Below are 24,136 nucleotides of genomic sequence, written 5' to 3'. Positions count from 1 at the left end.
AGGAGGCGGAACAATTGAAGTATGTAAGTGCTGCAGCATTTTTTGTTTTCTTTCTCTGTGTAAGCTGTTCTCAAAGTATTTCTCCTGCCGATGAGCGCGAGGCTGAACAAACGCTGCGCTCTTTGTCCATGGACTGTGAACAAAAAGTGGATTGGACGCTCGGCAGAGGCGAAAACCGGCTTGACGAAAACGAAACACAAAAAGATGTGCCGCTTGCCGAATCGGACGTCCTTAAAAAAGCCGATGTGCAATTGCCGTTTTCGGATATCGATTTTTTTGAACCGCTTTTTTTAGCTTCGTATGCTTCAGATACAAAAGTATACCCACTTTTAGAAGGCTTTGCCGTTTTGGATACCGACGGCATTCCCAGCGCCGCATACGGTGTGCTGATTCAATTCCTTAAAGGCTGTAAAAATAAAACGGTAGAACTTGCGCTTTTCCCCGACAACAGTGCAGCGTTTTTAAAAACGGTTACGGAATACGAGTTAAACACACTGCCTGCAATAGACCATTGGGTAATAGGAAAAGCGTCACAAACGGACGGCGGCGCTTCATACGAAATACCGGTGCGTTTGTTTTGTTCGGACGGTTTTTTTGACGCGATAGTGTATGCCGCAGCGGTAAGTACCGAAAGCAAAAACGTATTTAAAATAGAACAAGTGATATTCGGAGAAGCGCCTAAATGAATGTTTTTACGGATCAAAAACGGGACGACGAGCAAATAAAAGCCGAGTTTTTTGCTGAAATGGAAAAACGCTTCGGCGATACCCTTGTTGCAGTAGAAATGGTGTGCTTGGAAGCCGACGGCGATGTTTTTTTTGATTTAAAATTAAACGCACCGCAAAAAAATACGTTTTGGGGTTTATTAATACTGGGTAAAAAAGGCTTGTATTTTTATGCACATCCGAACGAACCGGTTTTATTGGGATTTTTGCGCGGTTTTTCAAACGGTAAACGTCCTACCGAACAAAGCTTTAGTTTTTCGGAATGTGTACACTGGAAAGCCGAACAGGTAAAAAAACGGTTTTTCTTTGCCCAAATACACGAGCCGTACCTTTTAAAAATTACGGCAACACTTGCGAATTCCGGTACAAAAGAAATCATTTTTTATATGCGCACGCAAAATAAAGCGGGCAGTGTTTTAGAAAAAATAAAACCGTTTTTTACTTAAAGCCGTATTTAACTATGCTTTTCGTTTTCGGCTTTGATTTCACTTTCTACCAAGGATTCGCTTTTGTGCAAGTCCTGCAAATCTTTTGAATCCTGAATCTCCTGTACATCCTGCAATTCCGATTCCATTTTTTGTTCTTGGGCTTGCACTTCGCTGGTATAGTTACCTAACAATACGGAAAAAGGCTGTAAAATCGATACGTTTTCGCAAATAATTTTCAGTATTACCATCATGGGGATCGCCAGTATTAAGCCGGTAAAGCCCCACAGCCATCCCCAAAACGACAAAGAAACGATAATAACAAAAGGAGATAAACCCAAGTTGCGTCCCTGTACTCTCGGTTCAACAAGGTTTCCCAATATAAAATTGACTGCTGCCATTAAAACGGCAACATAGATAACCGGAGCAGGGCGGGGCCAAAACTGCACCAATGCGAACACCGATGTAAGAATACCCGATATAATGGAGCCGAAATTCGGTATAAAATTAAAGATAAAGGCTATAAATCCCCATAAAATAGGGAAATCAATACCGACTGCAAGCGTACCTAGAAAAATAAGTACACCCGTTAAAAGCGAAATAAAAAATTTTACCGACATATAGCGGGTAACTTGACGTATGATATCGGTAATGATGATGGTTACTTTTCCTTTACTGCTGTCGCCCAGCGCAAATTCCAATTTTTGGCGCAAATAACGCAAATCGAGCAAAAAGAAAACGGCAAATACGACTACCAGCATTAAGTCTCGGAATAAAACGATAAGCGAGTTCGACAGCGACAGTGCATAGTTTTGCAAAGCTTGACGTATGCGCAGTTGTCCCCATAAGTTTTCAAAAAGCGTATCTTCCGCGTTATACGGCAAAACCAAAATATCGGCTACGGTTTTATAAATAACCGTAAAGCGTTCTTCATATTTTGGGTATAAATCGATAATGGTTTTTATACTGGTTAACAAAAGAGAAGCGGTAACCCACACGCCGCTTATAACCAAGGTCAGTACGATTATAATGCCGGCAATCCACGGAATTTTAAACTTTTTGTTGAGCGTAACGATTAAAGGTTCAAAAACAAGCGATATCAGCATTGCAACGGTAACGGGAACAAGAAAAATACCCGTAACTTTTAATACCGCTGCTACAACAATAACTGTCAGTACAAAAAGCAAAAGAAAAATAGGGCGTGCAAAATTAACTAGTTTTTTCATAACGTTCGGTTTTTCCGCATTCGGCTTATTGCCGCTTTTGTATCTTATCGAAACCGCATAAAGGAACCAGTGCCGGCGGTACCGTAATCGAACCGTCCGCATTTTGATAGTTTTCAAGAATTGCTACAAGCGCGCGGGAAACGGCAACGGCAGTACCGTTAAGCATGTGAACGTATTTGTTTTTACCGTCGTCATCTTTATAACGGACGTTTAAGCGGCGCGCTTGATAATCGGTACAGTTTGACGTTGACGTTACTTCTCCCCATTCTCCGCCGTTGCGTCCGGGCATCCACGCTTCGAGGTCCCATTTGCGGTATGCAGGAGCTCCCAAATCGCCGGTACACGTGTCTACGACGCGGAAAGGAATGCCTAAGTTTTCAAAGATTTCTTCTTCTATCAGCCGCAATTTTTCGTGCAATTGATCCGATTGTTCGGGAAGACAGTATACAAACATTTCCAATTTGCTGAATTGGTGAACTCGGTACAAGCCTTTTGAAAATTGTCCTGCCGCTCCGGCTTCGCGCCTAAAACAGTGTGAAAGACCGCAATACAAAAGCGGCAGCTTTTCTTTTTTAAGGATTTCGCCTGAGTGGTAGCCGCCGAGCGTTATTTCCGCAGTTGCGACCAAACATGCGTTTTCATCTTCCAAAGCGTATACGTTTGATTCGCTGCCGCGCGGATTAAAACCTATACCCGACAGAATTTCTTCTTTTGCAACATCGGGGGTAATAAACGGGGTAAAACCGTGCTTGCGTAAGATATTGAGCGCGTACATAACGAGCGCTTGTTCCAAAAATACAGCTTCGTTTTTCAGATAATAAAATTTTGTTCCGGAAACTTTTGCCGCCGCATCAAAATCGATAAGGTCGAGTTCTTGTCCGAGCTGCACGTGATCTTTTACTTTAAAGTCAAAACTGCGCGGTTTTCCGCACACTTTTACTTGTAAGTTATCTGCATCTATGGAACCGACCGGAGCATCCGGATGCGCCATATTGGGTATTTTCCGCGCTTCAGTTTCCAGCTTTTGCTCCGTTTCGGCAAGCTCGGCTTCAGCGGCGGCGATAGCTTCTTTGATGCGCTTTCCCTCTGCGATAAGGCGGTTACGCTCGGCTTCAGCAAGTTTTGCTTTCATCGCTTGTGCATTTTCGTTGCGCTTTGCCTGTAAATTCTGCACGTTTGTTGTCAGTTCCGTGCGTTTGTTAAACAAAGCGACCACCGCATCGGCGTCGGCGCTCATATTGCGCTGTAAAATATTTTTTTTAACGGCGTTAAGATTTTCTTTTATAAAACGGTAATCAAGCATAGTGTTTGTATTTTAATAGTATGCATATTTTTGTGCAAGAGCACTCTGTGCTTTGCACTGCGTGCTCTTGCAGTACACTGAAGTACAGCAGGCTGTTGCGCTCTTGACGAGCATTGATGAGCTTATTGTCCGCCGACGCCTTTGTCTATTGAAGCTCCCGTTAATTTGTTAACTATCCAGTTTATAAGCAATACCAGTATGATTATCATAAGGTTTATGGCGTTGCCGTACTGCGTGTAGCCTTTTTCGTTAAACTGCATAAGCATTGTGGTGAGCACTTTGTTTTGCGGGGTAACGAGTAATACAAACAGCGACAGTTCTCGCATACAGGAAATAAAGGGCAGTAAAAAGCCGGAAAGAAAGGTTGCTTTTTGTATGGGAACGATTATTTTTCTCATACGTTTTATCCACGGAACACCGACTATAACGGCAGCTTCCTCTATTTCGTTGGAAAGCTGCAGCATAGCGTTTACGCCGGATCTTGAAGCGAACGGGAGATATTTTACCGAACCGATAAGGGCAAGTACAAAAAATGATCCGTATAAAAACGCAATCTTTGTGCTTAACGAAAGATAGATAGCTCCGAAAGCCATAGAAGGCATAAGATAGGGAAAAAAAGCTAAATTGTTTACCGCATGTGAAAGTACGGATGAACGTCTCTTTACGATTGCATATCCGATAAGAATACCGCTTATACCTGCGCACAGTGCACACACGATTGACAAGCGCAAGCTGTTCCACAGTGTTTTCCAGACATCGTGATTTAGTAAAATACCTGCGTCCATGCCGTTTTCCAGCGCGGATTGCCCTTTGCCGATCCAAAAGTCAAGCGTCATGTTTTTTACTGAATAATCGCCGGGTAGCAAAATAATTGATTCCACAGCAAAGCTTATAAGCGGTACGATGGCAATAAAGCACAGTACTACAACAAGAATAACGGAAATAGGTAAGCGCGCACGGCGTAAATTAACCAGCGAAATCTGAGAAGATTTTCCGGTAACCGTGGTAAAAGATTTTCGTTTGCCGGTAAACCATTGGTTAAGACCGAGAATGGCTATCCCGAACAAAATCATAGTAAAGGCTATGATGTATCCTTGTCCTTGAAAGTTACCGTTCAGCATAGTGTACATTTTGGTCGTTAAAACCCAAAAGCGAACCGGAGAACCGAGAAATACGGGTACCGCGTATGCGCTCATAGATGAAGCAAAAACAAGCAAAAAAGTTGAAAGCAGCGCCGGCATAACGATGGGAAGCGTTATGGTTAGCATAATTTTAGCCCGGCTTGCTTTAAGAATGGTTGCCGCTTCTTCCAAATTGGCGTCCATATTCCGCAAAATTCCGCCGATCAAAATGTAGGCAAACGGCGAATAGTGTAAGCCTAAAACAACGGCGCAGGGAAACATACCGTAAACAAACCATTCGGGCATGGATATGCCGGTAAGAGCGGTAAACGTTCCGGTAATTCCCATGCCTACGTTGGGATTCCTAAAAAAGTTGTTCCAAAACATCGCCAGTGTCCACGACGGCATAATATACGGAAAAACAAATACAAAAGAAATAAATTTTTTGTATTTTAAATTAGACCTTGTAATTAGCCACGCTACCATGCCGCCCAAAACTATGGCGATAAACGATGCGCTTATCGCCATAAAAAACGTGTTGTACAGCGGCTTGTAAAAATTATGGAGCGAGTATTCTCCGCCGCGAAGCAGCTTTGCCCAGTGATAGGGAGTAAAGGAACCTTTGCTTTTGCCCGTAATTTGAATTTCCATCGGGTGTACGATAAGGGTTTCCGTTACGAGCGAAAGCAGCGGGTACAATGTCAATAGCGTAAGCACACAAAAAAATACAACTAAAATAACGTGTGCGGGATTGGTAAAAAAAACGTGTGCGCGGTTTAAAAGTTTTTTAGGCATAGTTATTTGCTTATATATTTGGAAATAAATTCAAATACGTCCGCATACGCTTTGTTGATGTATTCAGGGTCTTCCATTACCAAACAATCTTTCCAATAGGCAAGCGGCTTATCGCCTTTGTTTACGCCGATGTCGTGGTTGGGCGAATACGCTCCCAATGATTTTTTCCACGGGGCAAAGCCTTCATCGGATACGAGATGTTCTATAAAAAGCATGGAAGTGTAGGGCATGGTTGTTGTTTTTGCCATTAAAACATATAGGGGATACATAAAACCTGCAAAGGGCTGCATTTTTGTGTTTTTTTCGTCGGCATAAAAAGCTGCAGGTTTAAGATTTGCCGTTTTTACCGTTTTTGAGCGCAGTTTGCTGAATACAAATAAACCGGTTTTACCTGCAGCTTCATCGGATGAAATCTGTTCGGCTACTTTAGTATCGGAGTCTCCGAAAGAGCACGTTGTTAAAAATTCGGCAACCCATTTATAGCCTGCGTTTTTAAATTGACCGAGCTCAATATCTTTACCGTAGAGGTCTTTATATGCTTTTGCCAATTTTTCCGCCCATGCCGGACTGGTAAGCATAATAAGAAAATTTTCGTTTACTTTTTCCGTTTCCGGGCTTTTGAAAAAAACTTTTCCTTTCATTTCAGGTTCGCACAACTGCCACACATTGGTTATATCGGGAGTTTTACCGCCTGCCGTATTGAATATAATCAATTTATTTAAATACTGCTGTACTAAAGGCGATTTATCTTCTTGATCGAATTTAGCTTCGGCAAGGGCAGGAATATAATTCAAAAGATAGCCGGTGTTAAGCATTTGTATTTTTAATACGGCACCGTTTTGAGTTAAAACTACATCCGCACCGTCGACATTTCCGCCGATTTCGGCTTCCAGTTTGGTGTAGATTTCGCTGTCTTTAACATTTGTTGTTTCCACATCTATGCCGTAACGCGCCGTAAACGATTTTGCGGCGTCCGCTATACGGGAGCTGGTTCCGTATGCTTTAAATACAGTGCCCGAAGATTTTGCCGCAGCGGCTTCTTCTTTTGCTTTCGCTTCGATTTCTTCATGTGTCATGTTTTGTGCTGCTGCAATTGCGCTTGCAGCGACACTTCCGGTATTATCTTTTCCGCCTAGTGCGAAAGTAAAAGTTCCCAGCAGTGCAAAACACACTATGCCGGTTGAAAATTTGTTCATTGTGATTCTCCTGTGTTTTATAGGGTATACCAACATGTAAAAAAAAACAAGAGTGTTGTTATAATTTATCGGAGCCGATGCTGCTTTACGAATAAATCGATTATTGCAATACCAGTTTAAAACATTCGGCATAGAGTGCCGTCAGTATCGGAATACCGGTGAGGTCAAGCCGTACCGTTTGCTCTTTTTGTTCAAAAGGAATTGCACTTCCGGTGCGTAAGCACACTGCAGACGCGATTTTTTGCCCGCTTTGCAAAGTAAGAATCAGTTTACGCGGTAAGCTTGGAGTGTTTTCGTCGTAAAGATAAAAAGCGTACAGATTTTTTTCGGTTTGGGTAAGATAGATGCCGTCTTTTTGCTTGAGCGCATAGCCTTTTGTATTGTAAATGCCTTCGCCGTTGGTTTTAAGCCACTGCCCGACTTTTAAAAGACTGCGCATTGCCTTCGCGGGCAGGCAGCCGTCGGGTTGAGGCGGAATATTCAGTGCAAGGTTTCCGCCTTTTGATACGATTTCTATCAATAAAGCGATAATTTTATGAGGCGATTTAAAATTATCTTCGTAATGAAACGAAAAATAATCGCCTGCGGTAATACAGCTTTCCCACGGACAGGGAATAAAATCCGGCGGTACTGCTTGTTCGGGGGTAATGATGTTTTCGTATTCGCCGCCGACTGTGCGGTCGCACACGATTAAATGCGGCTGTGCCGTTTTACGGATTTTTTCTACGATTTCGCCGAGCCGTATATCTTGATGATTGATATGGGGGGATACTTGTCCGCCGTCAAGCCAAAGTACATCGATTTTTCCGTATTGAGTGCATAGTTCTTCAATTTGCCGGTGTGTAAACGCAACAAACTTTTCCCACAATTCAGGGTGATCGGGAATGCGGTAATTGACATTGCGCGTGTGCGCCGGCCCCATTTCGGGCGCCCAATAATAGGGACTGTGCCAATCGGGTTTTGAAAAATAAGCTGAAATTGCCAAGCCTTCGTTGCGGAAGGCATTAAAAACTTCTTTTACGATATGTGCATAGCGGTGCGTATGAAAAGGACAATCGGAAGCGGTTATTTTGTAATCCGTTGTTGCCGTATCGAACATACAAAATCCGTCGTGATGTTTTGTGGTAAACAATACGTACTTAAATCCGCTTTGCCGTGCAAAGTCTGCCCAAAAATCAGGGCGGAATTTTACCGGATTAAACGTTTTATTTGCGCTCCAATACTGATTTTTAAACTCCTGCATATCGTGCGTCCAATCAATATCTTTGCGAGCCCAGTCTTCTTCTTCATCGCACAGCGGCCATGATTCGTAAGTTGCAAGCTGACAGCCGGGTGCCCAATGCATCATAAGACCGAATTTTAAACCGGTAAACCATTCAATATGTTTTTGCACCGCTTCGCTTGCCGGTGCTACATAGCGTTCCGCTTCGGAATATGAGTGGACGCCGTCGTGTATTTCTTGTGCCATGTTGTCTCTTTGCCGGAATTACGAGGGGCTGCAACGCTGTAAGGGGTCGTCGTTTATGCAACTTATGCAGCCCCCGTAATTCACTGTGGAATGTAAAGTGTAACGCTTTCGTTATTTTACAAATTCGTTGATTTGTTTTTGCGATTCAGCCAACACTTTTTGCAAGCCGTTTGCTTCCAATTCTTTTAAGAATTTGGGAAGTTCCGTTTTAGGATCGGACATACCCGATTCCAAAGCTTTGCGGTATTTTTCAACTACGTTTTTTAAACCGGCAAGCTCACCCGATACTTTTTCCGGATTGAACGAAAAGCCGACGTGGGGAGCAGCGACGGAGCTTTTATTGTATGCGTCAAAAAGCTCTCTGATATTCGACGGATAGGAAATATCCCACTTTTGATTAAAGGGACTTCCGAACTGCCAACCGAACGTGTAATCGTAGCCGTTTTTATCGGCGGCAAGTGTACCGCCCATCGTTTTATCAACATTGTCTTTACCGACGGCGCTGTGGTGCATTCCTTCGATACCGTGCCGGATAAGCGTACCCACATAGCGATCGGTATTCAAAAGATTGATAAATTCCAAAACTTTGTCGGGATGCTTTGAATTGTACGAAAGTGCGAGTATACCGCCCATTGCGTTTTGCGTTTCAAATAAAGGAGCCATCAGCGGAATAAATTCAACCGTAAAGCCGACCGATTTGGAAAGCGATTCTTTATAGCCGGGCGCGTAGGAGATAAAGAAAGAAAATACTTTGCCCGTTTGAAAATCGTTATCTTTTTGTGCAATGTCGGTATCGTACTGTACCGGATCGGGGGCAAGGTAGCCTGCTTGATACCAGCGGTGTACGGTTTCACAATACATTTGATACTCTTTGCTGGCATATTGATTGAATACTTTTGAACCGGTATCTTTGTAACTTGCAAATTGCGGAACAGCGTATGCGCCCGGCATATCGGAAGAAAACGAAACGCTTTCGTACGGATGGGACGATACGAATCCCTGATCCATGCCGACAAGACCGATAACTTTTTTGCCTTCGGCTGTGCTTTTTTCTTTTACAGTTTTTAAAACGCTTTCATAATCGGCAAGCGTTTTTACTTTGGACAAATCAATGCCGTATTTTTTTGCCATATCAGCGTTAATCAGCAAACCGCCCTGCCAGCCCAATTCTTTGTATACCGGAACCCCGTAAATACGTTTTTTAACGGATACGGAATTCCACATTGCTTTCGGGATAAAGTTGTACGTTTCCTTCGCATACTTGGGCAATAAGTCGGTAATATCCATAAATGCGCCGCGGTCTACAAACTGCAAGTAATTGGTTGTCCAGCTTGCGGTAAAGCACATATCGAAGTCCTGTCCCGAATTGATAATCGTCGGCATTTTTTGCGCGTAATCGGGATTTGAAATAACCTGGTAGTCAATTTGAACGCCAATTTTTTCGCGCGTATACTCGTTGAGTTTTTCGATAACTTTTGCCGTATCCGGAGCAATCGGATTTAACGACATGTACCACTTGAGCGTTACTACGTCCTTTGAGTTCATCATAGCGGAACTGTCTTTTCCGCCCGATGCCCACAGCTGCATACCGGCGCAGCACAGTACGCATGCACCGATCATGCATGCCTGTAAGAATTTTCTCATACGAACCTCCTTAATTCAGCGAGAAATTCGAAAGAATGCCGGCTGACCTGCGTACGGAAAGCACGGGAATCCGGCAATTCAGTATATAAAAAACGGTACAAGGGTACCGTATTTTCCTTAAACCACATTTTTTCACCCTTTAACGCTTCCGACGGTCAGCCCTTTTATAAAATAGCGCTGAAAAAACGGGTAGGCAAGCAAAATGGGGGTAATAACCAATACCGTCAGCGCCATGCGTCCGTTATCCGTCGGAGCCGACTTAAGTAAATCTTGATACTCAAGTGCATTGAGCGAGGCTTCGCTTAGTGCGCGTAAGCTGTTTTGCATACTCTGGAGCAGCGTTTGAACCGGGTATTTTTTTATATCCGTAATGTACAACATACCCAAAAACCATTCGTTCCAATAATCGATAACGGTAAACATACCGATGGTTGCCAGCGCGGGCTTGGAAAGCGGCAGAATAATTTTGGTAAAAATAACCGGCTCCGGCGTGCCGTCTATGCGCGCCGCTTCTATAATTTCGAACGGAATTGTTTTAAAGAAAGTACGCAAGATAATAATATAAAACGGATTAAGCGCCATCGGAAAAATGAGCGCGCCGATTGAATTACCTAAGTGCAGGTAGCGCGTATTGATAATATAACTGGGAACAATACCGCCGTTAAACATCATAATGATGAGTAAAGCCATTGTAAAGAATTTACGGTACGCGTAATCGGGGCGCGAAAGCACGTAGGCAAAGGGCGACATAACGGCAAGACTGAAAAACGTTCCGAATAAGCTGACAAAAAGCGTGGTGCCGTAAGAGCGGACAATTTGATCTCCGAGCTTAAAAAAATAGCGGTAGGCTTCCGTGCTGAATTCGGCGGGGAAAAACGTATAGCCGCGCATAAAAATGCTTTGCTGACTGCTGAACGACACGATTACCACCAATGCAATCGGTAAAACGCAGCCGAGTACCATTATAAAAAAAACGATATGCAAAATAATTTCGCTGGTGTATGAAATCCTGTTTATCTCGTATGGTTTTGAACGTGTCATGCGTTATTTCCTTATATTGTTTTCCTTGTGTTAAAACAGCGCGCTGTCCGAATCGATTTTTTTGATAATTGCATTGGAGCCCATAATCATTAAAAAGCCCAATAACGACTGATACAGGTTTGCCGCAGCAGCCATGCCGATATCGTTTAAATCTTTAAGGGTTCGGTACACATAGGTGTCGATTACGTTGGTAACGTCGAAAAGCGGTCCGGAATTGCGCGGCAATTGATAAAACAAACCGAAGTCGGAATAAAAAATTCTGCCGATTGCAATAATGGTAAGGATAATCATCATCGGGCGCAAGGCAGGAAGGGTTATCTTGCAAATCTGTTGCCATTTTGTTGCGCCGTCTACGAGTGCCGCTTCGTACAGTTCTTGGGGAATGTTTACCAAAGAGCTTAAATACATAACGGTTGCATAACCGAGGTTTTTCCACAGTTGAGCGATGATGATAATCAGCGGCCAATAAGCGGTTTCGGAATACCAGCTTATTTCCGCAGCACCGGTTTTTCGCAGCAGCATATTAAGCAAGCCTCCGTCCTTATTTAAAAAAGCGAAAGCGATAAAAGAGATGGCAACCCACGATAAAAAATACGGTGCCATAAAAATAGTTTGATATATTTTTGCAGCTTTTTTATTTAAAAGTTCGTTTAATGCAATTGCCAAAGTAACCGCACAAATCAAATTTAGCACGATAAAAACGGCATTGTAGCACAGTGTGTTGCGTGTTATGATAAATGCATCTTTGGTTAAAAATAAAAATTTAAAATTATTAAAACCTATCCACGGGCTTCCGAAGATGCCCTTGGGAATGCTGAACCGCTTAAATGCCAATATAATTCCGCCTATCGGCAAATAGCGGAATAAAACCATTAAAATAAGCGCGGGAACCGCTAATAAAGTGAGCACACCGTTTTTTCGGAACTCCGCTGCGAAGTTTTTCACAAGTGCTTTTCTCCTTTATTAAAAGTATAGCAGAGGTTTTTAAAAGCACAATATGTTTTTTTTAAGGTAAAAGTGGATTTTTTTTAGGTGCACAAGGGGACCGAAAGTCAAAACATAACGGAAAGCGGAACGGCGGCGTTTTGCTTTTTTGCCGCGTTATAAAAATATCCACCCGCTTATGAAAAAAATCGCCTTTACAATACCGAATTTTCACCTTTACACTGTGCATATCAATTGATTTATTTAAGGAGGAAAAAAAAGTATGAATGGCAGTAAAGAAAAACAAGTGCGTGCTGTAGTATGGTGGCAGCGGCTCGGTTTGATTGCCGCCCTGTGTTTGCTGTTGGGATCATGCTCGCAGCAAATTTCAAACGACACGGAAATGCCCGGCGGAATATCTGACGGAAAGCTGATAACTGCGGAAGCCGATGTGTTCGGCAGAGCCCCGGTTGCCCGTGTTGAAGGTTTTACCAATAACGGCGATGCCGCCGTGTTAACAAAAATGCTGAACAACCGCGGAAAAGATACTTCGCTTACATTTAAACCGGCAAATTCCATGGTTACGCATACGAACGGTTTGCCTACCGGAGTTGAGCCGACATGGTTAATTATCGACTTAAAAGACGAATACGATGTCAGTCTTATAAGAGCAGAGTTCGACAACCACATTATGGTGTCGTTTGAAAGCGATCAAACAAACGTTAAAAAAGTTGCCAATTTTATCAAAATCGACCTTTCGACATCTGCGAATGCAGCAACCGATCCTGCTTCTGCCGACTGGATTACGGTTGCCGATAAAGCTTCGCTGCGCAGCGAACGGGGTTACATTCGCTATGAATTCGCTTCGCGACGTGCGCGTTATGTGCGCCTTACCTTTTGGCAATACAGCGGCAAGGCTCAGGGCACCCTTGGGGATTGGAATGCAGATCATTTTGTCGATCACGGCAATATTACCGTTAAAGAATGCACTGTATGTGCGGATACTGCAACTACGCCCAAGCCGCAGACTCCGGGCGGAGCAAGCAGTCCTCATCAATTGGCGAATTTCGGAGATTTGCACCGCAGTCAGCAAATCGTTATCGACAGAGGCTTTCCGCTGCTCGGTTGGGTACCCAGCGATAACTATGCGCGCGGTCCGCTTATGAAAGACGCGTTTGAATATTCAGGTCCGCTTTTTTATGATAAATCCGTCACTGAAAACGGAAAAAACTGGATTAAAAACGTCGACTATTTGAAATACCATCCCGATGCGCTGTGGGGCATTGCAAAAGCGCCGGCAGGTCAAAACGGGGCAGGCGGTATGACAACCTATGACTTTATTCACGCCGATTTAAAGCCCTTTGTAAAAAATGCGGTGGACTTTTGTTTCGGCGATGAAGGACCATGGTCGTCGTCGGAAGACGCTGCATTTGCAGCGTGGTTCAACTGGTCAAAGGCAAATTATCCTGCCGTGCTGGTACATTCAAATCAATATCCGGGACAATTGCAAGAATATCAGGTAAGATCCTATGTTCAAAATGCACAGCCGGATATGCTCACCTGGGATAATTATTATCCCGATCTTTCACGGCACGACGATAAGCAAAAAAACGCCGTAATATGGCTTTTGACAAACTCGTCGTGGAATAGCCAATGGCTTATGTATCGCAAATATGCGCTCAAAGGTGTGGACGGTACGGGGACAAAACCGTTTATTTTCGGTCAGTACCTCGATACCTATTGGCAGGATCAGCCAGAATCGATAAAAAACTTGATTGCCAATTTATCTATCGTTTCCGGCGCAAAATGGCTTAATTTTTTCAGGCTCGATACACAGTTTGATATGGGCTTGCAGTGGGATAAAAACGGCGCTCCGACCGCCCACATGAAAGAATGGAATGCGGTTATCCGCACTATACGCGGCATCGAAAAGCATATTTTGCGCCTTACGAATGATTATCTTGCCGTTAAAACAGGTTCGCTCAATTCAGAGGCATGGCGCTTAGACGGAGAATGGGCGGTTTCAACTTTTGAAAATCCGGCTGCAACTGCAAAAAATGCGGAATACGGCATTAAAGCGGTAAGCGTTGCCAGTTTATCATCCGTACACGGCGGCGGTACTGCAGACGTTGTACTCGGCTACTTTAAAAAACTGCCCGGTATTAACGAAAGTGAAATAACTGCTCATTTTGCGGGAGCAACCGACCCTAAATGCTTTATGGTATTAAACGGTTTAATTGCAGGACAAGCTGCAGAATACCCCGGTTTCAACTATGGCGGAAAAGAGCCGGGACGCTGCGAAAACACCAAGCAAAAAATTACGCTTACCTTTGAAAGTACTCACCCTGCAAAACTGATGCGGGTAAATAAAATGAGCGGCGCCGTTGAAGATATCACTTCATCCATACGGAACGATACGCTTGAAATTATCCTCGGAGGCGGCTTAAGCGAACTGTATTTTTGGAAAGATTAAAAATAATCTTTTCTTTTAGCGCTTTCCCCTGTATAATGAATGCAGCGAATAGTAAGGTATTCGGAGCGTATATGAAAATAATGTTGGTTGATGACGACATACATGTACTGAACGGATTACAAAAACTGCTTAAAATTACTGCGGTACAGGGGAAAATCATTTGCGCAGTCCACAACGGGGCGCAAGCGCTCGAAAAAATAAGTGCCGATTGTCCCGATGTGGTTATTTCCGATATAAAAATGCCGGTGATGGACGGTTTGCAGCTTGCAAAAATACTGCGCGAAAAATACCCTGCAGTACGTATGATTTTGTTAAGCAGTTTCGGCGACTTTGAGTATGCGCAGCAAGCTATCCGTTACGGGGTGAGCGATTATATCTTAAAGCCCATCACTATGGAAAAAATAGGAAAGATAGAACAAGCGCTGCAGCGGATTAACCGTACTAAAGAGCGGCAAAATCAAAACTTAAAATTTATTTTTAATAAAGACAATGCAGTTGAAGCTTTGCTTACCGCCGTAAAACAAAACGACCGAACGGCTGTGGAGCAGTTTTTTTTCGGCGACTCGTGTACCGATTTGATGGAACAGGAAACATCTGGCGCTGCCGGTTTGTTTTTTATCAATACGTTGTATTCGTTTTTGGAAGAATGCATGAGCGGCAACGATGCTCTATTAACTGCGGAAAAAAAAGAAAAACAAAATCAGTTTCTTGCGTTAAAAAAAGCTGATAACCAGCGCCAATTTTTAACCGATTTATATCATGCAGCTGCAGATAAACTGGGACATTTGCAATATTACGTACCGAAAGACATTATCCGTGATGTAAAAAAACTGGTCGAAAAAGAATACCGCTCGGCAAATTTTAATATTTCATATATTGCAGACACGCTGCATATTTCGGTTTCGTATTTAAGTATGCTTTTTATGCAAAAAACAGGCTTGCATTTAAGCGAATATATTACCTCCCTGCGCTTAAACTACGCAAAACAATTGCTGCAAGACACTGCCGTGCCCGTTCTTTCGGTTGCCCAGCAGTCTGGTTATCAGGATGCAAAATACTTTGCCCGCGTATTCCGCAAGTACGAAAATATGAGCCCCACAGAGTACCGTAACGGCAGTACGGGGGCAGGACATGCGCAATCATGAGTATCCGAAAAAAAATCTTTATTGCCGTATCGCTTGTTATTCTCTGTACCGTCAGCATTTTACTCCTTATTTTACAGTATGTACTGAAGCAGCGGTTTTTACGCTATGCCGAATCGTCAAGTATTTCCGTAACGGTGCTGAACAAAAAGCTTTTAGCCGGTTTTTTAAGCAACAACGATGCAATCGTGCTGCGTCTTACCGCAAGCAAACAAATCGGAACCGTAGCGGATATGGAACACTATGATGCAGCCGAAGTGCAGCAATTAAAAGCGGCTTTATCGGAAGAACTATCGAATGCAATCGGTTTTCAAATGAACAATATGCAGTATCAAACCGAAACTATTTTGTTTTTTAATGCCGATATGCCGATCGGAAGCCTTTTTGTAGACGAAGACTTAAGCGCTGTTACCGGAGGAACCTACCGCATTTATTCCGACAAATTGATAAAAAATACCGACTGGTACCGTACACTGCAAAGCCGGCAAGAACCGTATTATATTTTTACGCTGAGCGAACACGATAAACTGTATTTTGCGTATACCGTGCAAAACACCTATTCCCGCAGCGCCTATCGAAAAGAGGGGTTAGGTACGCTGATTATCGCCGTTCCCATCCGGCAAATGCAGGATTTGGTGTATTTTTATCCTTTAACCGAACACAGCAGCTTTGCCGTATTAAACAGCGCCGATGAAATACTTTTTTCCGATTTTAAGCATGATCACATTTTAACCGGCAGTGTGTTTACGGATCATATTAAGCGGATAAATGTTCCCGATAACGGCATAATGGTTAAGCTGGATAATAATAAGTTTTTGTGCACTGTGCAAGGTTTGCCGAAAGGTTTAAAACTGGCGTATCTTACACCGATGCAGGATATTAACCGGATTATCAACAGTGCCGCAATACCGGTTTTGCTGATTATTGCAGCCGGATCGCTTATTTTATTAGCGCTTCTTTTGCTGTCTGCCCGCTATATTACTCAGCCGCTTATTAAACTGTCGCACGATATTGCAGCAATCACTGACACGCGAACCGTTGATCCGGCTCTTTTTTCCGGCTATATCGATTCGGAAATAAAAATTCTATGCACCAGTTTTAAACAATTGCTTGAGACTTCAAATACGTTAATTAAAAATGCCGAAACACAAACCGCTTTGCGCAAAGATATGGAGTTGCGGGCGCTGCAAGCGCAAATAAATCCGCATTTTATCTTTAACGCAATGGACACGGTAAATTGGATGGCGCTCAGCGAAGGCAAAAGCGAAATTGCCGACCTTGTGGATGCGATTGCGCAAGTAATGCGCTACAGTATTAGCGAAGCCGAACGTCCGGTTCCTCTTGCAACCGAAATTCTCAACATAAAAAAACTGATTTATATTTACGAATGCCGTTTTCCGGGAAAAATCGTTTTTGAAGTGCACGTGTCAAAAGCTTTGTGTTCCCGTTTGCATATCCCCAAATTTATTATTCAGCCGCTTGTAGAAAACTCAATTAAATATGGAAAAGATTTGCATAAAACCGATCTGTATGTGCGTTTGGAAGGGGAAGAACAAAACGGCTGTACGGTATTGCGCATTATTGATGACGGTGCCGGCTGCGACACCGATAGTTTAAACCGTTATATACAGTATGAAAATGTCGATTTTCCCGTTCACGGCGGTTTCGGCGTACGTAATGTCAATGAGCGTATCCGGCTTTTTTTCGGACAAGACAGCGCCCTTCGTTTTTACTACAACGAAGAGCAGCGTTTTACCGCCGAAATGATATTGTACGAAAAAGCGTAAGTTTTACCACGTTTCGCGGCATGCACTCATTATACGTAATGCGCGGTTGTAATGTACTGCTTGCGGTTCAAGTGTTTTATCCAGTTCTGGACAAGGATCGAGCCGCTCTTCTTCGAGCTCGTCGATTTTATCGATTGTACCTTGTACGTAATCGCCGATAACTTCTTGTGTTACCTCGAGGCGCATAAGCATTGCACCGAAGCGGTGGTCGAGTACTTCCGAACCGAAAGCATTACATTCATCGTGCCATATACGCCGCCGCGCTTTTGCCGTATCTGTCAGCACTTTGTGTAGCGGCTGTATTTTAGTTTCGATTAAGGCTTTTAAAGCTTGTTTGTCGCCCTGTTTATATGCTTCCCATATATCCAAAGGAAGATGCCATTTGTAATACAGCGTGCGCATCATCAGTGCATAAAATTCGGCGATATGTTTTTGCAAAGGGCAAGCCGTATGCGCGGCGTCTTCGGTAAAAGCTTTTTCAAGTTTTAAATAAACGGCATTCATATCGGTACTAAGCGTTTTGATATAGTACAGGAATTTTGAACCGAGCGGATCTTGATACAGTAAGTATTTTGACGGCGTTATGTCGTAATTTTGCTCAGTGCAGCCTTCAAATAAATCACTTTCGCCTTGACGCATCCATTCGTCAAATCCGATACCGGTATACAAACGCAAGTACTGCGAAAATTCTTTTTGTACATATTCTGCATGGCGGTCAAGGTATGCATACAATACCGCGCCGAACATGCACGTGTAAAGCGGAGCTTCGCTGCCGTCGTCGCCCCATGAGGTAACAATTACTTCTTTTATGTTTTCTTGCCGGCAAGCCGTAAGCGCTGCAATGCTTGAAGTAAGCGTTTTTTTGTGATGCGGTATATAACCTGTCCACCTCCACGCACCGCCTGCAAACATTGTTTGCGCGGCAATTGCGCGCCGCTGTTTAATCCGTTCGGTATAGTGTTCACATGAACAACTGTAATAATCCCAGTACATTAAACCGACATCGTCGGGTATGGAAAAATCAGGGTCATTTTCTATATTCGAATAGTGCATAAAAAACATATCGTCCCAAATAATGGGTTTAAAATCGTATTTTTTACACAGTTTTTTCATAAAATCGAGGTGTTCAAGCATAATATGCGGTTTGCTTTTTAAGCCCTGTTCATCCAAATAGCGTCCTCTGCCCAAGTTATATGCTTCATCCATACCGATATGGATGGTATCTGTCGAAAACGCTTTGCGAAGTGAAGCTATCATCCGTTCAAGAAGCTGTTTTACTTTAATGCTTCCGACGTTCAATACGTCATCGATATCTTTGTATGCATGAGCAGCTGCATCCCACATAAAAAATTGATTGATATGCGCAAGGGTTTGAATACAGGGGACTGCTTGTATGCCGAAAAGATGCGCATAGCGGTCGATTTCTTGTAAGTCTGTAACGGAATACCGTCCGCGCAGTGCACCGAAATACGGCTCATTTTCTACTTCATACATGTCTTCCATATACAGCATAAACCATGTATGTCCCATAAATGCCGTTTGCCGGATAAGTCGTTTAAGCATGGGGACATGTGCGGCGGCATTGCGGGAAAGGTCGAGCATTAAACCGTTTTTTGTAAAAAAATGCTGTAACCGGAATTCCAAGCATTTTTGCGTTTTATAATTTGAATACAGCTGCTTTTCATCGAGCATTTGACTTTTTAACACGAGTTCCGATAGGGCAAAATAAAAATGAGGGGAGCAATCGGCTTCAATTTCGCATAAACCGTTTTTAAATGATACTGCAATAACAGAACTTGCCGTTTTTTTAAAAACTACGGGAATACCGGCAGCATCGACTTTAATCGGAAAATCTTTTTCGAATTCGGCTACACCTTGTGCCGTAGTGTTATCAAGGTGTGCGGTATTAAACTTTAAGGGTTTGATTGTACTATGCATATTGTTTAAGTTTTTAAAATTATTGATTGTGTTCCGGTGTATAGAGGCACACGGCTTCATCAAAACATATTTTAACAACGGTCATATCGGAACTGCAATTTTCCGCTGTTAGAAATATCCATGTTAAACCCGGAATTCCGTGCCACGGAGCTCCGCCGTATATATCCCAGCGCAGGGGATTACCATTGTGTAAGCATGTAACCGATTTTATTTTAGAACATAGTCCCTTAATGCAAACCCCTTCTGCCGGAACGCCTGCGACAAACAAGTAAAGTGTTTTTTTATCCTTTGATAGTGTACTGGAGCCCGCAAAATATTCAAGCGGAATACCTGCTTGCGTATCGTACACTGCTTCGGCATTTTTCCGTATAAAAGCTCCCAGTTCTTTTAAGACGGTAACTTGCCGTTCGTCTATGGTGCCGTCTTCGCGCGGTCCAATGTCCAACAGCAAATTGCCGCCTTTGGAAATGCAGTCGGTAAAAATACGGAGAATTTGATGTAATGATTTATAATGATTGTCGCCGCCTTGGTAGCCCCACGAATCGTTAATCGTCATGCAGAATTCCCAAATTCTTTTGGGCGGAATAACAGGTAAACCTTGTTCGGGGGTGTCGTAGTCACCGTACCCTCTTAAACGCGAATTTATAATCAGATCTTTTTGAAAAGAAAGCAAATAATTTTTAAATTCAGGCAATCCCCATTGTGCGGCACTCCGTTCCCAATCGCCGTCAAACCACAATAGGTCGATTTTTCCATAGTTTTGTAATAATTCGGCAAGTTGATTGCGGTCAAATTGTAAAAAGCGCTGCCAGCGTTCTTCGTCTTCTTTTCCGGTTAAAGGATTGCTAAAGGGATTCGATTGTTCGGGGTGCTCGGGTATTTTATTGTCTTGGTACACGCTCGGATAATCCGGATGCGACCAATCGATAAGTGAATAATACAAACCCACACGGATACCTTTTTTTCTAAATGAATCGGTATATTCTTTTACAATGTCTCGTGCAGCGCGCGTTCGTTTTACCGTATTCAAATCGGAGTAAGCGGTGTTAAATAAAGCAACTCCGTCGTGGTGTTTGGTTGTCAATACTGCATAGCGCGCTCCCATATCTTCTGCAAGCTGTGCCCAAGAATCCATGTCCAGCTGCGATGCACTAAAGTCGTCAAGCTGTTTCATGTATTCGTCATACGGAATACTTCCGTTATAAAACGACCACGATTCGCTTATACCCTTTACCGCGTAAATTCCGTAATGAATAAATAATCCGAGTTTTGCATTATGAAACCACTCTTGCATTTTAACCTATCCCAAAGCTTTTCTTAAAACCGACGTCAGTGTGTGAGTCGTATCCAATCCGTATTCCCAAAACATAATGCCGGCAAGATTTTCTTTTTTTAGAAAATCGACTTTTGCGCGGCATGAAGTTTCATCGTCATAACTTAAAAACGTATTGCCGTTAAACAGCCACGGTGCTTGCACCGTTTTGTCATAAAAACGGGTATATCCATTTTTATTGATATAAGATTCTACTAATGTTCCGTAGCCCGGACCGTAATCGCCGATTGTTTGTGCTTGCTGATGTAAGCCGTTATTTACATTTGGTACACCCTTCCACATTCGAGAATAATATGCCGCGCCGACAACCAGCTTTTCAGGCGGCACCCCGGCAGCTTTAAAAGCGCGAACGGCATATTCCATGCTTACCGGCGACGGATCTTGCGTGTCGGTAAAAAGGTTGGTGTGATGACCCGTTTCATGCCGGAAACCGCCTCTTAAATCATAGGTCATCAGCTGTACATAGTCCAGCAAGCGCTGAACTTTTGCCATTTGCGTATGTTCGATAAAATAATCACCGGCGCCGGCGGCAATCGTCAGCATTTTGCGGGAACCGCTCATTGTATCGAGCGTGCTGCGGCAACTTTGCAGCAGTTTTGTAAAATTTATTTTATCGTCGTCGCTTGCGCTTATGCCTGCCGCATCAATGCACGGATATTCCCAGTCTATATCGAGACCGTCCAGATCGTAGCGCTCCAATAAGGCAGCAGCCGTTTGTGCAAACAATGTGCGTCCACTTTCGTTTGCAGCAGCTTCGGAAAAGCCGCCGGCTGTCCACCCGCCGACCGACAGTACCAATTTGCACTGCGGATGTACGTTGCGTACCCGTTGCAGTTCTTTTTCAAAGTCCGCTGTGGGTTTATATACCACTCGTCCGTTTTCAATAATACCGAATGCAATATTGATAACGTCTAAAGCTTTTATATCTTTTTCAATCAATAACGGAAAATCTTTTCCGCTTACATATCCGATCAATTTTTTTTTCATGTTTTTTTCCAATAAAAAATAAAATCTAAAGGTTTTGCTGCAAAAGACGCATGCTTTTTTAGCAAAACCTTTAGGCAGTGTTTAATGTACAGAAGCTTGATAGCGCTGATAAGCAGCATTATATATTTTCAAATACTTTTCAAGTCCGACACTTTGCAAAGCCTTTATATACGTATCCCATTCGGTGTCGATATTGCCTTCACCGACACACCATTTTGCTTTTTGTTCGTAGATAATTTTGGAAATATCCGTAGATAAAGTGGAAAGCTCGCTTACTTCTTCCGGAGTAAAATTCATTAAGGGAAGCGGTTGCATTAAATAGGGGCGGTACATTTTGTAACGTGCCATTTCTTTTCGGTCTTCTTCCGTTTCAATTAAATATTGATCACGTACGCTTTGCGACAGATTTTTTGCAACATACGGACCGGGGGCCATGGAAGCTTTGCCGCTTTCATTCGGCAGTACTTCAAACTTTCCGTTCTCTAACTCTTTTAAATACACGCCGTTTGCCAGTTTTAACGATGTAACCGGTTCATAAAAAGAATCCATAAAGCGCATTGCAAGTTCCGGAGTTTTACAAGCGCTGGTAATAAGACCGCGTCCTTTATCAATGGAAAAATCTTCTGCTCCCCACAATTTGCCGCCGGGACCTTCGAGCGGAGCGATAGTTACATATGCAACTTTTGCCGAAGTAATCGGACCGTTTGTTAAATATGCGCCGACATTGCCTCCGTCTATTTTTGCAAGATATTGGTTATGGTCATGCGTAAATACTTCTTTATCGATTAAACCTTCGCGGTACATTGCTGCAAACCATTTTATATATTTTTTATAACCTTCTTGTACGGCGGAACACACAATTCCGTTATCCTTTACCATAACGGGATCCCAATCGGTTGTAACGCCCCATGCGCCGGAAAAATCCGCATCGCCGTTCCAAACGTGGTACGGAGGAACAGGTTCGAATGTAAAGCCTTTTTCATCTTTGGTGCCGTTGCCGTTCGGATCTTCGGTTACAAATCTGCGCATTAAAGCTGTAAAATCTTCAACGGTTTTAATGGATTCCGGGTTAATGTTCAGTTTATCACACCATGCTTTATTGATGTTCAGTGTAGTAGTCATCATCGGTTCTGCGCGCGGGTTAATAGCCGGCAGTGCATAAATATGACCGTCGGGCATGGTAACTGCTTTGCGGATTTCCGGATTTTCTTCAAAGATTTTTTTTAAATGCGGAGCGTGTCCGCCGTCGATTAAGTCTTCCAATGGTTTGATAATTCCGTTTGCAGCATACTTACTGATTTTAATGGTACTTAATCCCGAAAAAATCATATCCGGTAAATTTTTGGAAGATAAAATTAAACCGAGTTTTTCGTCAGCTCCGTCTCCGCTGACGGTTGTCCATTTGACGGATACATCGTTTTGTTTTTCGATTTCTTTTAGAATAGGGTAGTCATCCCATTCTCCGCCCCACGGATCTCCGTAGCCGACCGCCGTTAAAGCGGTTGTGCCCGACATATCCGTGTGTTTTGCTTTTTTAGCGTTACAGCCGCTATACGCAAAAACCAATCCCAGTACGAGCACACACAAAAATACTTTACCGTATTTCATATTATACCTCCTAAAATAAATTCGTTATTTGTTTGCCGTTAACTTTTTTACTGCTATTTTTACCGTTAGCCCTTTACCGCGCCGATTAACATACCTTTAATAAAGTGTTTTTGTACAAACGGATACATAATCAAAACCGGCAAAGACGAAACGATAATAACACCGTATTTTATCATTTCAGCAAGCTGCCGCTGTTCTTCGGCGCGCGCCATATTCATGCTGCTGATAGTTGAAACATTGCGCGATTGAATAAGAACTTCGCGCAATACTACTTGCAGCGGCATTTTTGCGCTGTCGGAAATATATACCAGTGCGCTAAAATAAGCGTTCCAGTGCCCTACTGCATGAATGAGCAGCATAACTGCTATAATGGGTTTGGAAATAGGTAATACGATTTTAAAAAAGTATGTAAAATAGTCGCTCCCTTCTACGACTGCCGCTTCATAAAGCTCATTAGGTATGCTGACTTGAAAAAATGTCCGTGCAACAATTAAATTATATACGCTTACCGCTCCGGGCAATACAAGAGCCCAAAGCGTATTATACATACCCAGCGATTGAATTAATAAAAAGGACGGAATAAGACCGCCGCTAAAAAACATCGTAAATGTAAAAAGGAGCATTAACAATTTTGCTCCAGTTAATTCTTTACGCGAAAGTGCAAAAGCGGCGGGGATGGTTGCGCAAAGGTTTACCATGGTACCAATGCTCATATAAACAATACTGTTTGCATAGCCTGTCCATATTTTAGAATACTTAAAAATTTCACGGTAACCTTTTAAATTAAAGCCTTTAATATAAAATGAAATATGTCCTGCAGCAACTTCGTTTGGATCGCTGAATGAAGCTATAACAATAAAATACAGCGGGTAAAGTACTACGGCGAGCAGCATCGTTAAAGCGATGTGGTTAATAACGTCAAAAGTTTTATCGGCGGCTGTTTGACACGCAAAATCACGTCCGAAAATATATTTCATACTCCGCTCCGTTTTTTATCCAT

The 24,136-nt window shown here is 43.0% G+C and carries 18 protein-coding genes; 5 read left to right on the top strand and 13 right to left on the bottom strand.

What is annotated here, in order from left to right:
* Positions 1-14 precede the first annotated feature (14 nt).
* Positions 15-686: a hypothetical protein gene (locus HMPREF9193_RS05360; protein ID WP_040847627.1), complete on the top strand. Its 672-nt coding sequence runs from the start codon at positions 15-17 to the stop codon at positions 684-686.
* Positions 683-1,171 (top strand): hypothetical protein, encoded by a 489-nt coding sequence (locus HMPREF9193_RS05355; protein ID WP_021687064.1) that lies wholly within the window; start codon positions 683-685, stop codon positions 1,169-1,171. The genes HMPREF9193_RS05360 and HMPREF9193_RS05355 overlap by 4 nt, the downstream gene beginning before the upstream one ends.
* A gap of 8 nt (positions 1,172-1,179) precedes the next feature.
* Here the strand turns inward: HMPREF9193_RS05355 and HMPREF9193_RS05350 are convergent, their stop codons facing one another.
* The 8 genes from HMPREF9193_RS05350 to HMPREF9193_RS05315 all read right to left on the bottom strand — a co-directional run bounded on the left by HMPREF9193_RS05350 (position 1,180) and on the right by HMPREF9193_RS05315 (position 11,889).
* Complete coding sequence (locus tag HMPREF9193_RS05350) at positions 1,180-2,376, bottom strand: AI-2E family transporter (RefSeq protein ID WP_021687063.1); 1,197 nt, start codon at positions 2,374-2,376, stop codon at positions 1,180-1,182.
* A gap of 25 nt (positions 2,377-2,401) precedes the next feature.
* A complete protein-coding gene (gene serS / locus HMPREF9193_RS05345; protein ID WP_021687062.1) occupies positions 2,402-3,679 on the bottom strand; it encodes a serine--tRNA ligase in 1,278 nt (425 codons plus the stop codon).
* A gap of 122 nt (positions 3,680-3,801) precedes the next feature.
* Positions 3,802-5,595: an ABC transporter permease gene (locus HMPREF9193_RS05340; RefSeq protein ID WP_021687061.1), complete on the bottom strand. Its 1,794-nt coding sequence runs from the start codon at positions 5,593-5,595 to the stop codon at positions 3,802-3,804.
* Positions 5,596-5,597: 2 nt separating this feature from the next.
* Positions 5,598-6,791: an ABC transporter substrate-binding protein gene (locus tag HMPREF9193_RS05335; protein WP_051306009.1), complete on the bottom strand. Its 1,194-nt coding sequence runs from the start codon at positions 6,789-6,791 to the stop codon at positions 5,598-5,600.
* Between the two features lie 100 nt (positions 6,792-6,891).
* The gene (locus HMPREF9193_RS05330) at positions 6,892-8,259 is read right to left on the bottom strand and encodes an alpha-L-fucosidase (RefSeq protein ID WP_021687059.1); all 1,368 of its coding nucleotides are present in this window, start codon (positions 8,257-8,259) and stop codon (positions 6,892-6,894) included.
* A 111-nt stretch (positions 8,260-8,370) separates the two neighbouring features.
* On the bottom strand, positions 8,371-9,903 hold the full coding sequence (locus HMPREF9193_RS05325) for an extracellular solute-binding protein (protein ID WP_021687058.1): 1,533 nt from the start codon (positions 9,901-9,903) through the stop codon (positions 8,371-8,373).
* A gap of 132 nt (positions 9,904-10,035) precedes the next feature.
* Positions 10,036-10,944 carry a carbohydrate ABC transporter permease gene (locus HMPREF9193_RS05320; protein WP_040847626.1) on the bottom strand — a complete coding sequence of 303 codons (909 nt, stop codon included), beginning with the start codon at positions 10,942-10,944 and terminating at the stop codon, positions 10,036-10,038.
* A 30-nt stretch (positions 10,945-10,974) separates the two neighbouring features.
* Entirely contained in the window at positions 10,975-11,889 is a 915-nt protein-coding gene (locus tag HMPREF9193_RS05315) for an ABC transporter permease (RefSeq protein ID WP_021687055.1), read from the bottom strand.
* Between the two features lie 262 nt (positions 11,890-12,151).
* On the opposite strand from HMPREF9193_RS05315, the gene HMPREF9193_RS05310 reads away from it, so the two are divergent.
* The 3 genes from HMPREF9193_RS05310 (at position 12,152) to HMPREF9193_RS05300 (ending at position 17,270) form a co-directional block, all read left to right on the top strand.
* Positions 12,152-14,341 (top strand): hypothetical protein, encoded by a 2,190-nt coding sequence (locus HMPREF9193_RS05310; RefSeq protein WP_021687053.1) that lies wholly within the window; start codon positions 12,152-12,154, stop codon positions 14,339-14,341.
* A gap of 71 nt (positions 14,342-14,412) precedes the next feature.
* A complete protein-coding gene (locus tag HMPREF9193_RS05305; protein ID WP_040847624.1) occupies positions 14,413-15,486 on the top strand; it encodes a response regulator transcription factor in 1,074 nt (357 codons plus the stop codon).
* Entirely contained in the window at positions 15,483-17,270 is a 1,788-nt protein-coding gene (locus tag HMPREF9193_RS05300; RefSeq protein WP_021687051.1) for a sensor histidine kinase, read from the top strand. The genes HMPREF9193_RS05305 and HMPREF9193_RS05300 overlap by 4 nt, the downstream gene beginning before the upstream one ends.
* A gap of 3 nt (positions 17,271-17,273) precedes the next feature.
* Here the strand turns inward: HMPREF9193_RS05300 and HMPREF9193_RS05295 are convergent, their stop codons facing one another.
* The 5 genes from HMPREF9193_RS05295 to HMPREF9193_RS05275 all read right to left on the bottom strand — a co-directional run bounded on the left by HMPREF9193_RS05295 (position 17,274) and on the right by HMPREF9193_RS05275 (position 24,113).
* Entirely contained in the window at positions 17,274-19,208 is a 1,935-nt protein-coding gene (locus HMPREF9193_RS05295) for a beta-N-acetylhexosaminidase (RefSeq protein WP_021687050.1), read from the bottom strand.
* Positions 19,209-19,227: 19 nt separating this feature from the next.
* Positions 19,228-20,502 carry an alpha-L-fucosidase gene (locus HMPREF9193_RS05290; RefSeq protein ID WP_021687049.1) on the bottom strand — a complete coding sequence of 425 codons (1,275 nt, stop codon included), beginning with the start codon at positions 20,500-20,502 and terminating at the stop codon, positions 19,228-19,230.
* Positions 20,503-20,508: 6 nt separating this feature from the next.
* Entirely contained in the window at positions 20,509-21,528 is a 1,020-nt protein-coding gene (locus HMPREF9193_RS05285) for a glycoside hydrolase family 18 protein (RefSeq protein ID WP_021687048.1), read from the bottom strand.
* An 81-nt stretch (positions 21,529-21,609) separates the two neighbouring features.
* Entirely contained in the window at positions 21,610-23,136 is a 1,527-nt protein-coding gene (locus HMPREF9193_RS05280; RefSeq protein ID WP_021687047.1) for an extracellular solute-binding protein, read from the bottom strand.
* Between the two features lie 65 nt (positions 23,137-23,201).
* On the bottom strand, positions 23,202-24,113 hold the full coding sequence (locus tag HMPREF9193_RS05275) for a carbohydrate ABC transporter permease (RefSeq protein ID WP_021687046.1): 912 nt from the start codon (positions 24,111-24,113) through the stop codon (positions 23,202-23,204).
* Positions 24,114-24,136 lie beyond the last annotated feature (23 nt).

It is taken from the genome of Treponema lecithinolyticum ATCC 700332 (assembly GCA_000468055.1).
Lineage (GTDB): Bacteria > Spirochaetota > Spirochaetia > Treponematales > Treponemataceae > Treponema_C > Treponema_C lecithinolyticum.
Note: the sequence above shows the minus strand (reverse complement) of the source record. Positions and strands in the feature narration are given on the sequence as shown.

Excerpts from the sequence above, each read along its gene's own strand:
- HMPREF9193_RS05350 (WP_021687063.1), bottom strand. The coding sequence starts at position 2,376 with ATGAAAAAACTAGTTAATTTTGCACGCCCTATTTTTCTTTTGCTTTTT.
- HMPREF9193_RS05305 (WP_040847624.1), top strand. The coding sequence starts at position 14,413 with ATGAAAATAATGTTGGTTGATGACGACATACATGTACTGAACGGATTA.
- HMPREF9193_RS05310 (WP_021687053.1), top strand. The coding sequence starts at position 12,152 with ATGAATGGCAGTAAAGAAAAACAAGTGCGTGCTGTAGTATGGTGGCAG.
- HMPREF9193_RS05290 (WP_021687049.1), bottom strand. The coding sequence starts at position 20,502 with ATGCAAGAGTGGTTTCATAATGCAAAACTCGGATTATTTATTCATTAC.
- HMPREF9193_RS05330 (WP_021687059.1), bottom strand. The coding sequence starts at position 8,259 with ATGGCACAAGAAATACACGACGGCGTCCACTCATATTCCGAAGCGGAA.
- HMPREF9193_RS05325 (WP_021687058.1), bottom strand. The coding sequence starts at position 9,903 with ATGAGAAAATTCTTACAGGCATGCATGATCGGTGCATGCGTACTGTGC.
- HMPREF9193_RS05335 (WP_051306009.1), bottom strand. The coding sequence starts at position 6,791 with ATGAACAAATTTTCAACCGGCATAGTGTGTTTTGCACTGCTGGGAACT.
- HMPREF9193_RS05320 (WP_040847626.1), bottom strand. The coding sequence starts at position 10,944 with ATGACACGTTCAAAACCATACGAGATAAACAGGATTTCATACACCAGC.
- HMPREF9193_RS05300 (WP_021687051.1), top strand. The coding sequence starts at position 15,483 with ATGAGTATCCGAAAAAAAATCTTTATTGCCGTATCGCTTGTTATTCTC.
- HMPREF9193_RS05340 (WP_021687061.1), bottom strand. The coding sequence starts at position 5,595 with ATGCCTAAAAAACTTTTAAACCGCGCACACGTTTTTTTTACCAATCCC.
- serS (WP_021687062.1), bottom strand. The coding sequence starts at position 3,679 with ATGCTTGATTACCGTTTTATAAAAGAAAATCTTAACGCCGTTAAAAAA.
- HMPREF9193_RS05355 (WP_021687064.1), top strand. The coding sequence starts at position 683 with ATGAATGTTTTTACGGATCAAAAACGGGACGACGAGCAAATAAAAGCC.
- HMPREF9193_RS05285 (WP_021687048.1), bottom strand. The coding sequence starts at position 21,528 with ATGAAAAAAAAATTGATCGGATATGTAAGCGGAAAAGATTTTCCGTTA.
- HMPREF9193_RS05295 (WP_021687050.1), bottom strand. The coding sequence starts at position 19,208 with ATGCATAGTACAATCAAACCCTTAAAGTTTAATACCGCACACCTTGAT.
- HMPREF9193_RS05280 (WP_021687047.1), bottom strand. The coding sequence starts at position 23,136 with ATGAAATACGGTAAAGTATTTTTGTGTGTGCTCGTACTGGGATTGGTT.
- HMPREF9193_RS05275 (WP_021687046.1), bottom strand. The coding sequence starts at position 24,113 with ATGAAATATATTTTCGGACGTGATTTTGCGTGTCAAACAGCCGCCGAT.